Source organism: Aurantimonas marianensis, from assembly GCF_024195285.1.
Classification (GTDB): domain Bacteria; phylum Pseudomonadota; class Alphaproteobacteria; order Rhizobiales; family Rhizobiaceae; genus Aurantimonas; species Aurantimonas marianensis.
Genome location: NZ_JALHBS010000093.1, coordinates 19192 through 31625, shown reverse-complemented (window position 1 = coordinate 31625; position 12434 = coordinate 19192). Strand labels below are relative to the sequence as shown.

Here is a 12434-nt window from a genome sequence, read left to right as displayed (position 1 = left end):
AAGGGAGCGGCCGGGCGATGCCGCGGCGCGCGGGCGAAATGCCCGGCGCGGTCCGCGCCGGGCATCAGCTTCGGAGCGACCGGCTCCGTCGTCGCAATCGGGTTGGCATGCGGCGCCTCAGATCACGTAGGCACGCAATGGCTCGATGCCGTTGAAGGCGACCGAGGCATAGGTCGTCGTGTAGGCGCCGGTACCCTCGATCAGAACCTCGTCGCCCACCGTCAGCGAGATCGGCAGCGGGTAGGGCGTCCTTTCGTAAAGCACGTCCGCCGAATCGCAGGTCGGGCCGGCGATGACGCACGGTTCCGTCCGCTCGCCGTCATGCTGGGTGACGATGGGATAGCGGATCGCCTCGTCCATGGTCTCGGCAAGGCCGCCGAATTTGCCGATGTCGAGATAGACCCAGCGGTTGGCGTCCTCGTCCGACTTCTTCGAGACCAGCACGACTTCGGCCTTGATGACGCCGGCGTCACCGACCATGCCGCGACCCGGCTCGATAATCGTCTCCGGCAACCGGTTGCCGAAATGCTTGCTGAGGCTCGCGAAGATCGCCTGACCGTAGGCGCTCGCGGCCGGTACGTCCTTCAGATAGCGGGTCGGAAAGCCGCCGCCCATGTTGACGAGCGTCAGGACGATGCCCTTGTCGGCCAGCGCCTCGAAGACGTATTTCGCGTCGGCGATCGCCGCGTCCCAGGCTTCCGTGTCGGTCTGCTGCGAGCCGACATGGAAGGAGACGCCGGTGGCCGTGAGACCAAGCGCGTTGGCCTGCATCAGCACGTCGATCGCCATCGTCGGGACGCAGCCGAACTTGCGCGACAGCGGCCACTCGGCGCCCTCGCCATCGGTCAGGACGCGGCAGAAGACGCGGGCGCCGGGCGCGGCGCGGGCCACCTTCTCGACCTCCTCGACGCAATCGACGGCGAACAGCGACACGCCGAGCGCGTGGGCGCGGGCGATGTCGCGCTCCTTCTTGATGGTGTTGCCGTAGGAGATACGCTTGGCCGTCGCGCCGGCCTCGAGCGCCATCTCGATTTCGGCGACCGAAGCGCAGTCGAAATTGGAGCCGAGCGAAGCGAGCAGGCGCAAAACCTCCGGCGCCGGATTGGCCTTCACGGCGTAGAAGATCGCCGAATCGGGCAGGGCCTTGCGGAAGGCGTTGAAATTGTCCTCGACGATATCGAGGTCGACAACGAGGCAGGGGCCGTCCGGTCGTCGGGTGGCAAGGAAGTCGAGGATGCGCTGCGTGGCCATTGGGCTCTCCCATTGACCCGATCCTTGCGGATCGGAAAATCGACGAGGAACGACCGCAAGATTGCCGCGGACAGCCGATAGCGACCCTCCGAACGGCCTCTTGCGAGACGCGACGATGGCCGGATGCGGACGCGAAACGTCCGTCTCCGGTAATCAGTCTGCCATGGCTTGGAGGGCTTGAACCCGCCGCACTTCAGGCAAGGATGGTGTGCCTCTTCAGTATTCCCGGCTTTGGAGACCAGGAGAGACCAGAAAGGCCCGGACCGTCGTTGCTTCAAGGCGTCCTCAATTTTGCGAAGCTCGCAAAACCGACTGGATGTGTTACGTCCAGGTACCGTCCCGGCAACCCTCGCATTTGAGGACCGGGGGACGCCCACAGGCACGTGCGACTTGGGGCGAGATGCGATGTATGCCGGTGGTCCGTCACAGACAAGGGGAAAAGCACGCCCCGATTGATTTTTTGCCCATTCCCATAGCAGGAAGGACGGCCACCGTTGTCCGGCGGTCACAAATTCAAGCCTGGAGCAAGGTGCCCGAATGGATACGCTGACCCGGATGCGCGCCTTCATCGCCGTCATCAACAATCAGGGCTTCTCGGCAGCGGCTCGCAAGACCGGCCGCTCCAAGGCGCTTCTGTCGAAATATGTGCGCGAACTGGAGGACGAACTCGGCGTTCTCCTGATCAACCGCACCACCCGGCAGATCGCCCTCACGGCGGCCGGCGAGGTCTATCTGGCGCGTGCCTCCGGTATCCTCGCCGATCTCGAAAGCCTCAACGAGGAGGCGCGGGAAGCGACCGGCGAGGCGAAGGGGACGATCCGCGTGTCGGCGGCCCGGACCTTCGGCGACGCTGAATTGGGGCTCAGCCTCGTCGACTTCGCCAGGGACCACCCCGACATCGGGCTCGACATCCATCTCGACGATAGTTTCGTCAATCTGGTCGAGGAGGGCTTCGACGTCGCGATCCGCATGACGCGGCTGGCCGATTCCGCGATGATCGCCCGGCGACTGGCTTCGCTCGACTTCGCCATCGTCGGTAGCCCGGACCTGTTGAAGCGGCTCGGCCGGCCGACGCACCCCTCGCAGATCGCCGGCTTCCCGGCGGTGATCGATTCCAATTCGCGGATGTTTTCCAACTGGATCTTCCGCGACCCGGAAACCAAGGAGACGATCCCGGTCACCGTGTCGGGAAAATTCACCGCCAACAGCCCCGTTACGGTCCGGGCGGCGGCGATTGCCGGCCTCGGTCTGGCGTTGAGCCCGAGCTTCGTCATCCGCAAGGACATCGAGGCGGGAAAACTGATGACGGTGCTTGACGATTACATGCCGAGCGAAGCGGGAATCTATGCGGTTTTCCCGCATCGCCGCCATCTGCCGGCGCGGGTGCGCCTGTTCGTCGACTATCTGGCGGACTGGTTCAAGAAGTGCGATTCAAAGCGTCGGAACGGCGGTTGAGGCGAGCCGGCCGGCGCCGGCAGCTTTTACCCAACCTTAGCAGAGCTTTGGTAGGCTAGCTGCATGTCGAGTCGATCCTTCCTCGCCGCGCTGGCTCTCTTAGCCTCCGCACCCGCCGCCGCCCACGAGCAGGCGGTGCCGGCCGTCTCGCGTTCCGAAATGCCATATGCCGTCGATGCCGATCCCGGCACGATCGTCATCGAGACCGGCGAGCGCAAACTCTACCTGCTGACGGGGCAGGGCAAGGCGCTGGAATACGACATCGCCGTCGGCAAGCCGAGCGAGCAATGGTTCGGCAAGAGCTGGATCTCGAAAAAGCGCGACAATCCCACCTGGACGCCGACGCCGTCGATGCGCAAGAAGAACCCGAGCCTGCCCCAATCGGTGGGGCCGGGGCCGAAGAACCCGCTGGGCGAGCGGGCGCTGAATCTCGGCTGGGGCGCCTACCGCATCCACGGGACCAACTCGCCGAACTCGATCGGCCGCGCTGCGTCCGCCGGGTGTTTCCGGATGCGCAATGCGGACGTCAAGGATCTGTTCGAGCGGGTGAATGTCGGCGCACAGGTTCTCGTCCTGCGCTGAACCGGTGCCAAAACGGGCGGTCGTTCAAACTTCGGCCATTCTTATGCTGTTTCCAGTTTCGGCGGATTTGGAGGGGAACGGCCTTGCATCATCGGGTTACGGCAGGCGCGCTGGGACTTGTCGCGGTCCTTTTCACGGCCGGCGTCGCCTCAGCGCATCCGCACGTCTTCGCCGAGGCCAAGGTCGAGATCGTCGGCACGCCGGACGGACAGCTCGCGGCGATCCGCAACATCTGGCGCATGGACGAGCTGTTTTCGTCCTCGGTGATCGTCGATTTCGACAAGAACGCCAACGGCACGCTTGACGACGACGAACTTTCCGAGGTCGGAGCGACGGTCAAGGAATCGATCGCCGAGTGGAATTTCTACACCTTCGTGGAAGCCGGTGGCCGCGAGGTGACGATGGCGCCGCCGGACGAAATCCTCATGCTTTGGGAGAACAACCAGCTTCTGATGTTCTTCGAGATGAAGGCCGGCGAACCGGTCGATCTCGTCAAGGACAAGCTGACGGTTTCCAACTTCGACGAGACGTTCTTCGTCGCTTTTGACTTTGCCGACGAGAGCGATTTTCAACTCATCGACATGCCGAAGAGCTGCGCGAAGAAATTTCTCGTGCCGGACGAGGACGAGGCCGCCAAGCAGTGGCTGGCATCTGTGGCGACGCTGGCCCCGGACGAAACCATACCCGACGATGGCGTCAACTATTCCAAGGTCCTGGCGACACGGCTGGAGGTGACATGCGCGCCCGCGAGCTGATTGGACTCGGCACCACGCTTGTCTTCGCGGCCGCGCTCATCGTCGAACCGGCACTGGCCAAGTCGTCGCTCGGAATCGGCAGCGCCGCGGTAACCGCACAACCATCCGGCGGCCTCTTCGCTCCGATCTTCAGCCAGATAGCGACCTATCAGCGGGAGTTCTTCACCGCGCTGCGGCAAGCCCTGATCCAATTGAAGAAGGATGGCTCGGCGCTGCCGTTCCTGGTCGGTCTGTCCTTTGCCTACGGGGTGTTCCACGCCGCCGGCCCCGGCCACGGCAAGGCGGTGATCTCATCCTACATGCTGGCCAACGAAGTGGAGTTGCGTCGGGGGATCCTGTTGTCCTTCGTGTCGTCGCTGCTGCAGGCGGTGTCAGCGCTCGCACTGGTCGGGGTCGGCTGGTACGTGTTGCGCGGCACCGCAGTGTCGATGACTGACGCGACCGACGTGCTCGAAATTGCCTCCTATGCGCTGATCGCCCTCTTCGGTGCGTGGCTTTTGACCCGCAAGCTGTTGCGTCTGTTTGGTGGGCTGCGGACAGGTGGAACGCTGGCCTTCGCGCCGCCGCGTCTTGCGAAGAAGCAGACCGATCCGGCGGGAGCGCTCGCTTTCGCCGCGCCCGGCGGCGCGGGCTTCATGAGGGGAGGGGCGCCATTGATGCGGCCTGCCTCGGCGGCGTTCGACGCCGGGATCTGCACCGACGACGAAGATACATGCGCTTGCGGGCGGGCGCATATTCCCAATCCGAAAGACCTCGGCGGCCGGATGACGCTCGGCTCGGCCGCCGCGGCCGTGTTCGCCGTCGGTCTGCGCCCTTGTTCTGGCGCCATCGTCGTCCTCACCTTTGCCCTGCTCAACAGCCTTTATCTCGGCGGCATCCTGTCGGTCTTCGCCATGGCGATCGGGACCGCGCTTACCGTGTCCGCCATCGCCTGCGTCGCCGTCTTCGCCAAGGGCTTCGCGTTGAAAGCCAGCGGCGGCGGAACGATGGGCCGGGCCGTGGCGGCCACGGTGGAGATCGCCGGCGCTCTCTTTCTGCTGATCGTCGGCCTGCTGTTGCTTGGCGGCGCGCTCCAGACGGCTTCAGCGTGAATTAAAGCTGCCGGCATCGCGACCGTCTGGGGCCAGCCGGCAGCGCCGGGCGGTCCGGTCGATACCAAGCGTTAATTGTCTCTGTCTTACCTTTCGGAAGACGTATGATCCGAAGGTCTTGAAGCGCGAATATGCCCCATCCCCTTGGAACCCGGACAGCGCCCTCGGGATTGCAAATGCCGCACGCCTCGATTGTATCCTGGGTGATTGGGCGGGCGACATGACGTCGCTATCGATCCCCCAGGGCGGTGCCGCCATTATCGCGGGCCAGCAGGCCCAGTTGGAAGCCCAGGCGTTGCTGATCGAAGAGCAGGCCGCCGCCCTGGCACATAGCCGAAAGATCTTCGAGCGAGCCTCCGCTGCGGCGCGCATCGGAGTTTGGGAATGCAACCTTGCCTCCCATACCTTGGCGTGGACGGACGTCGTGTACGACATCTTCGATCTCCCGCGCGGATGCGCGCTCGATCGGAACGAGATTCTGAACTGTTATCCGCGGAGTTCGCGCAAGATGCTCGAGAGGTTGAGAAGCAAAGCGATCGAGGATCGCAGCGGCTTCAGTCTCGACGCCGAGATCACCACGACGAAAGGTCGGCTTCGCTGGATCCGGATAACCGCCTCCGTCGAGTGCGACAACGGTGTTGCCGTCCGGATCTTCGGGATGAAGCAGGACATTACCGAAGAAAAGATCATCTCGGACCGGATGCGATATCTCGCGGAGTTCGACGTGATGACCGGGCTATGCAATCGAAGCCGGTTCCAGTCACGGCTTTCAGATCTCGGCGCGTGCGATGCCGACCTCAACCCGATCGGCGCGCTCATGCTGGTGGATCTTGACGGGTTCAAGCAGGTCAATGACACCTATGGTCACGCGCTTGGAGACGAGTGCCTGAAAGAGGTCGCCCTGCGGCTTGGGAATGCGTGCTCCCAGGCGGAGATGGTTGCGCGGATCGGCGGCGATGAGTTCGCGATACTGCTCGGCGCCCATCTCGACCGGCGCGCGATGGAGGAACATGCGGGAGCAATCGTGGAAGCTCTCGGCAGGCCTGTCGATCGTCAAGGCCATTCGCTCAAACTCGGCGCATCGGTTGGCATCGCACGCGTCGACGCCTGCACGCCTTCCGAGCTGTTCATCCACGCCGACGCCGCCCTCTACGCCGCCAAGGCCGCGGGACGAAACCGGTTCTGCATGTTCGACCCGGCCATGATGCGTACGGATTCGGGCCACGCGCCGGCGTCTGGAACGGCCGCGCCGATCAGGCCGATGGATACCGATGGCAGGGCTTTCCGGCGGGCGCGCTCAGCCTGAGACCGGAGGTCTGGATTGCGCCGGCCATGGCCGACGTGGCGTCCTCTACACCAGCGCGTTCATCGCGTTCGACGCTGGCGATGGATCAGCTATCTGCCACGACCAGCGGCATAATCCCGGCAGGCCTCGCCAAACGCCTCGAAGATCGCGGCCGAGGCGGCGTCGGTCTCGGCCCAGTATTCCGGATGCCACTGGACGCCGAGCGCGAAGGCGCGAGCGCCTTCGACGGAGACAGCCTCGATCGTTCCATCCGAGGCGGTCGCCTCGACGGTAAGGCCCTCGGCGAGGCGGTCGATCGCCTGACGATGCACCGAGTTCACCTCGATCTCGTGCGCACCGACGATGCCGGCGAGCATTCCGCCGGGTGTTACCGAGACCGGATGACGGATGGCGAAGCGTTCGCGCTGTTCCTTGTTCGGCATGGCCCGGTGATCCATGCGGCCTTCGATCTCCTGGATCTCGGTCGCCAAAGTACCGCCGAGCGCGACATTGAGCTCCTGATGCCCGCGACAGATGCACAGCAGCGGTACGCCCTTGCCGATCGCGCCTCGGATCAGCGCTTCGGTCAGACGGTCGCGGTCCGGATCGAACGGTTCATGCGCCTGGCTCGGCGGCACGCCATAGCGATCCGGATGCACATTCGAGGCCGAACCGGTCAGCATCAGGCCATCCACCCGGTCGAGCAGCACCGCTATCTCGAACTCGTTCGACAGCGCCGGCACGATGATCGGCAGGGCTTCGGCAACGCGGGTGAGTGCTTTCAGATAGGTGTCCGGTGTCGCGTGCCAGCGATAATTGTCGAAGTCGCGGACGTCGGCGGGAACGGCGACGAGGATCGGAGCGGCGGGCATGGACGGGAGCTTTCTCCGGCGTTTCCTTGGCTGTGCCGATGTAGGAAGCCGTTGGGCGATTGTCGATCCACCATGCCAAGGCCGGTCTCTGGAACAGATGGTGGCCGAAACGTCCGTATATTTAGCTTATTATAAGTATTAGTTCCAAATTCCATTAGGAGCCAAGATTCCTTTACCTCCAAGGGGAGATGTTCTAGCGTTTTTCTGCCCGCCGCGGATCTGGGAGTACGCCGCAAAGCCGGCGGACGCCGCGGCGTCCGAACATGGGAGGATATTTACTTGGATCGTCGTTCATTCATGAAGAAGGCCGGGGGAGTCGGGATCGGCGCCGCTGCAGCCTCGACGCTGGCCGCGCCCGCCATCGCGCAGGAAAATCCCAAGATTACGTGGCGCTGTACGTCGTCATTCCCGAAGTCGCTGGACACGATCTATGGCGGCGCCGAGACGATGGCGAAGTATATCAAGGGCTCGACCGACGGCAATTTCGACGTCCAGGTGTTCGCCGCCGGAGAGATTGTCCCGGGTCTGCAGGCAGCCGACGCGGCCACCGGCGGCACGGTGGAGATGGCGCATACCGCGTCCTATTACTACTGGGGCAAGGATCCGGTCTATGCCCTAGGCACGGCGGTTCCGTTCGGCCTCAACGCCCGTCAGTCGAATGCCTGGTTCTACTACGGCGACGGCGACCGGCTGATGAACGAGTTCTACGCCACTCAGGGGCTCTATGGTCTGCCTTGCGGCAACACCGGCGTGCAGATGGGTGGCTGGTACCGCAAGGAGATCAACACCCTTGACGACCTCAAGGGGCTGAAGGTCCGCATTGGCGGCATGGGCGGCAAGATCATCGAAAAGCTCGGCGTGGTGCCGCAGCAGATCGCCGGCGGCGACATCTATCCCTCGCTGGAAAAGGGCGTCATCGACGCCGCGGAATGGATAGGCCCCTACGATGACGAGAAGCTCGGCTTCTACAAGGTTGCCCCCTACTACTATTATCCGGGCTGGTGGGAGGGCGGACCGACGCTCCACACCCTGGTCAATCTCGACAAGTGGGAGGGACTGCCGAAGCATTACCAGGAAGTCGTCCGCTCCGCCTGTCAGGCGGCGAATGCCGACATGATGGCGTCCTACGATTTCAAGAATCCGTCCGCGATTCGGCGGCTGGTGCAGAACGGCGCCCAGTTGCGTCCGTTCAGCCAGGAGATCCTGCAGGCCTCCTACGACGCGGCCAAGGAAACCTATGCCGAGATTTCGGCCGGGAACGAAAAGTTCAAGGAGATCTACGAAAACCAGCTGGCGTTCAAGAAGGACGCCTATCTGTGGGCGCAGCTTTCGGAATACACCTTCGACACCTTCATGATGATCCAGCAGCGCAACGGCACGATGTAGCCGCGGTCGCGGTCTGATACCTCCAGCCACGGGACCGCGACGTCTCGTGGCTGTTCCGCCGCTGCGCCCGGCTGCGCAAGAGGCTCCCGGAAGAGCCATGCTGCGCTGCAAGGGGGAAACTTAAGCCGATCCCCGACGAGGGGCGACTTCCACGCGCGTCGAAGCGCCCGTTTCCGTCGTGACAGTGTGCCGAACGTTGATCAGCTTGGCGATCTCCGCCGCGAGTTGCTGCTGGAGATAAGGCTTGCCGAGGCGAGGTATCTCCAGACTGGAATTATCGGGAAGTTCGGCGTAGCCGGTGGCCAGTAGGATCGGCAGACCGGGCCGCAGACGGCGCGCTTCCTCCGCGAGTTGCCCGCCGTTCATCTTGGGCATGGAATAATCGGTGATCATCAGGTCGATCGCGCCTGGACCGCGCAGAATTTCGAGCGCTGCGGCACCGGAATTCGCCTCGATGACCTCGTGGCCCAAATCCTCCAGCATGTCGACCGTACTCATTGCGATCAGGAAATCGTCGTCAACAAAAAGAATGGTGGAGCACGGAACCGCATCGCCAGCAAGAATTTCGCCGCTGCCCGCGATCACTGCTTCGGTGCGCGCGACCGCCGTCGTGGCAGGCAGCCATAACTCGGCGGTTGTGCCGCGGCCGATTTGGCTCTCCAGCCGCAACGCGCCTTTCAACTGCACCGCCAGGCCGTGGATCATCGAAAGGCCGAGGCCGGTTCCCTTGCCGAGCTCCTTGGTCGAGAAGAACGGTTCGATCGCGCGGCTCACCGTCTCCGCGTCCATGCCCTGACCGGAATCGGTCACACTCAGGCGCAGATATGAGCCGGCGGGGAGATTGAGTTTGGCCGTTGGAGAGGCGGCGTCCAGACCGATCGATACGGTGCCCCCCTCGGGCATTGCGTCCCGGGCGTTCACGACAAGGTTGAGGAGGGCAAGCTCGACCTGATTGGGATCGATCAGGGCCGACGGTAAGCCGTCCGCCATATCGAACCGCATCTCGATATCGGACCCTACCGATTTTTCCAGAAGCGCCGACATCCCGCCGACAAGTGTAACCAGATCGGTTGCCTCCACGCGCAAATCCTGCCGGCGGGCAAAGGCTAGAAGGCGCTGGGTCAGCGCGGCGCCGCGCTTGGCACCCTGCAAGGCGCCGTCGATCAGGCGCGAGGCCTTGGCGTCCTCGGCAAGATGCTTGCGCAGGAGATCGAGGGTCCCCAGCACCGCCATCAGCAAGTTGTTGAAGTCGTGCGCCACGCCGCCGGTCAGCTGCCCGATCATCTCCATCTTCTGAGCCTGGCGGAGCTGTTCTTCGGCGCGCTCGCGCTGATCGATCTCCGTCAGGACAAGCTCGTGGGCGCGATTGAGTTCGGCGGTTCGCTCGGCAACCCGCTCCTCCAGCGTCTCGTTGAGGTGCTGCAGGTTTTCCTCGGACGTCTTGCGATCGGTAATATCGGAGGAAACGCCCACAAGGCTCGAGTAGCCTTTCGCCTCGTCGCTTACGACGCGGGCCCTGACCTCGATCCAGTGTACGCTGCCATCCGGCCAGATGACGCGATACTCGATCACGTAGTCGCTGTTATCCGCGATGCTGCGCGCAACCGCCTCGCGCATACGCTCCTGATCGTCCGGATGGATGCTGGCGAGGAGCTCCTCATAGCTCAATGACTCCTTGGCCTCGCGGCCGAAATTCGCCTTGCAGCTATCCGAAACGATAAGCTTCGAGGTCTTCAGATCGAGTTCCCACGATCCGAGGCGTCCGGCCGTAAGCGCGGTCGTCAGGCGCTCCCGGCTCTCCCGCAATTCGTCCAGCCGCGCTCGCGCCTCGAACTGCCGAAGACGGCCCTTCAGCGCCGTGCGGGCCGCGCTGGTGAAGGTGGTGGGATGAAATGGCCGCTCGATGAAGGTGACGTTGCCGAACCCCTCCGACATCCGCGCTGCCGCCGGATTGCGTTCCGGGCCGCCGCCCCGGTTGGTAAGAATCACGCAGGCGAGATCCGACCAACTCGGCTGCGCTTCGAGCCGCCCGACAAGGGGGCGCAGATCAGCGCCCCGCGTCGCCTCCTCGGTCATGACGAGAAAAGCGGTGTCGTCGCTGATTTCCCGGCTCAGGGCATCCAGATCGGCGCAAACCCGAGATGGGAGTCCCACTTCCGCCAAGAGGCTGGCCGCAACAGATGCGTCGCGGCCGTGGGGCGCGATGATAAGGGCTTCGGGCGGCTGCGTCACGGCGGCCATCCTCACTCGGCGCCTGTCTGCTTCAGCAGCGGCCTTGGCTCCCCCACATAGGTCGGAGTGCCGCGCAGCACCCCCTGGAATCCTTCCAGCGGTTGTCCAAGCGTCAGTCCGTTTCTGCCGATGCCGTATTCCCGGATCGTGTCCTCGTGGCTTCCGGTCCGCTTCTTGATGATCGACACGGCACGTCTCATCCGGCCCACTGCCTCGAAATAGCGCAGCAAGATGACGGTATCCGCCAGATAGGTCAGATCGACCGGGGACTTCATCTCGCCGACCAGCCCATGCTGCGCCACCGTCAGGAACGTCGTCGCGCCCTGCCGATTGAGAAATTGCAGCAATTCGTGGATATGGAGGATCAGGGCGTTCTCCTCGGGCATCGCGGCCTGATAACCGTTGAGGCTGTCGATGACGACACTGGTCGCGTCGGCCTCGGCAACCCGATCGCGAACTCTGTGAGCGAACTCCCCCGGTGAAACTTCCGCCGCGTCGACCTGCTCGATATGAAGTTTGCCCGCATCCTGCATGGCCTTCAGGTCGAAGCCCATCGCCTGCACGCGGTTGAACAATAACCCGAGCTCTTCGTCGAAGATGAACATCGCCGCAGTCTCGCCGCGCTTGATGGCGGCGGCAACGAACTGAAGCGCAAAGAGGCTCTTGCCTGAACCGGCAGGGCCGAGCACCAGAGCGCTCGATCCTCGCTCGATGCCACCGCCCAGCAGGGCGTCGAGTTCGCCGATGCCACTGGTCAGCTTCTGGCCGAAGAAGCCGGTGCGATGCTCCGCCGCGACGAGCCGGGGAAACACCTCCACCCCGCCGGTCTTGATGGTGAAGTCATGGTAGCCGCCGCGAAAGGCCTGCCCACGATACTTGGTGACTCGCAGCCGACGGCGCTCGGCGCCGTAATTCGGCGCGAGTTCCTCCAGGCGGACGACACCGTGGACGACACTGTGGACCGTCTTGTCCAATGTATCGGAGGTCAGGTCGTCGAGAAGCAGGACGGTGGCGCCGCGTCGCGCGAAATAATGTTTGAGAGCCAGGATCTGCCGTCGGTAGCGCAGCGAACTCTGGGCCAGCAGCCGAATCTCCGACAGGCTGTCCAGAACGATACGGCTGGGTTGTACCCGTTCGATGGCCTCGAAGATCATTTTCGTCGTTTCGCCCAGCTCGAGATCGGACGAGTAGAGAAGGCTTTGCTGGGCATCGGCATCGAGCAGGCTTTCGGGGGGAACCAGCTCGAAAATATCGATATTGTCGGGGATGACCCAGCCGTGCGAAGCCGCGCCGTCCCGCAGTTCGCCCTTCGTTTCCGACAAAGTAATATAGAGGCCTCGTTCTCCCCGCTCTTCGCCTTCCAACAGAAAGCTCAGTGCAATTGTCGTCTTGCCGGTGCCGGGATTGCCTTCCAGCAAGAAGACATGGCCCTCCGACAGGCCGCCGGCCATGACGTCGTCCAGCCCGACAACGCCGGTCCGGGCCTTTGCAGGGCGATCAATTCTTACTTCCATGGATATCCGAA

10 protein-coding genes are annotated in these 12434 nt (G+C 63.5%); 6 read left to right on the top strand and 4 right to left on the bottom strand.

All coding sequences use genetic code 11. The annotated features are described in order from the left end of the window. Positions 1–117 precede the first annotated feature (117 nt). Positions 118–1251 (bottom strand): ornithine/lysine decarboxylase, encoded by a 1134-nt coding sequence (gene odc2 / locus MJ956_RS15070; protein ID WP_253965261.1) that lies wholly within the window; start codon positions 1249–1251, stop codon positions 118–120. Between the two features lie 537 nt (positions 1252–1788). On the opposite strand from odc2, the gene MJ956_RS15065 reads away from it, so the two are divergent. The 5 genes from MJ956_RS15065 (at position 1789) to MJ956_RS15045 (ending at position 6440) form a co-directional block, all read left to right on the top strand. Continuing rightward, positions 1789–2706: a LysR family transcriptional regulator gene (locus tag MJ956_RS15065; protein WP_253965260.1), complete on the top strand. Its 918-nt coding sequence runs from the start codon at positions 1789–1791 to the stop codon at positions 2704–2706. A gap of 63 nt (positions 2707–2769) precedes the next feature. Then, positions 2770–3288 (top strand): L,D-transpeptidase, encoded by a 519-nt coding sequence (locus MJ956_RS15060; RefSeq protein WP_253965259.1) that lies wholly within the window; start codon positions 2770–2772, stop codon positions 3286–3288. Between the two features lie 83 nt (positions 3289–3371). Next, positions 3372–4043 carry a DUF1007 family protein gene (locus MJ956_RS15055; protein WP_253965258.1) on the top strand — a complete coding sequence of 224 codons (672 nt, stop codon included), beginning with the start codon at positions 3372–3374 and terminating at the stop codon, positions 4041–4043. Then, positions 4025–5134 (top strand): nickel/cobalt transporter, encoded by a 1110-nt coding sequence (locus MJ956_RS15050; RefSeq protein ID WP_253965257.1) that lies wholly within the window; start codon positions 4025–4027, stop codon positions 5132–5134. The genes MJ956_RS15055 and MJ956_RS15050 overlap by 19 nt, the downstream gene beginning before the upstream one ends. A 118-nt stretch (positions 5135–5252) precedes the next feature. Then, positions 5253–6440 carry a diguanylate cyclase domain-containing protein gene (locus MJ956_RS15045; protein ID WP_253965256.1) on the top strand — a complete coding sequence of 396 codons (1188 nt, stop codon included), beginning with the start codon at positions 5253–5255 and terminating at the stop codon, positions 6438–6440. An 89-nt stretch (positions 6441–6529) separates the two neighbouring features. On the opposite strand, the gene MJ956_RS15040 is transcribed toward MJ956_RS15045, so the two are convergent. After that, positions 6530–7291, bottom strand: coding sequence for a gamma-glutamyl-gamma-aminobutyrate hydrolase family protein (locus MJ956_RS15040; protein WP_253965255.1), 762 nt, complete (start codon positions 7289–7291; stop codon positions 6530–6532). A gap of 279 nt (positions 7292–7570) precedes the next feature. On the opposite strand from MJ956_RS15040, the gene MJ956_RS15035 reads away from it, so the two are divergent. After that, positions 7571–8677 (top strand): TRAP transporter substrate-binding protein, encoded by a 1107-nt coding sequence (locus MJ956_RS15035; RefSeq protein WP_253965254.1) that lies wholly within the window; start codon positions 7571–7573, stop codon positions 8675–8677. A gap of 120 nt (positions 8678–8797) precedes the next feature. Here MJ956_RS15035 and MJ956_RS15030 read toward each other — a convergent pair whose 3' ends face one another. Together MJ956_RS15030 and MJ956_RS15025 are read right to left on the bottom strand one after the other, a co-directional pair. Next, positions 8798–10918: a hybrid sensor histidine kinase/response regulator gene (locus MJ956_RS15030; RefSeq protein ID WP_253965253.1), complete on the bottom strand. Its 2121-nt coding sequence runs from the start codon at positions 10916–10918 to the stop codon at positions 8798–8800. Positions 10919–10920: 2 nt separating this feature from the next. Beyond that, a complete protein-coding gene (locus MJ956_RS15025) occupies positions 10921–12423 on the bottom strand; it encodes an ATPase domain-containing protein (RefSeq protein ID WP_253965252.1) in 1503 nt (500 codons plus the stop codon). Positions 12424–12434 lie beyond the last annotated feature (11 nt).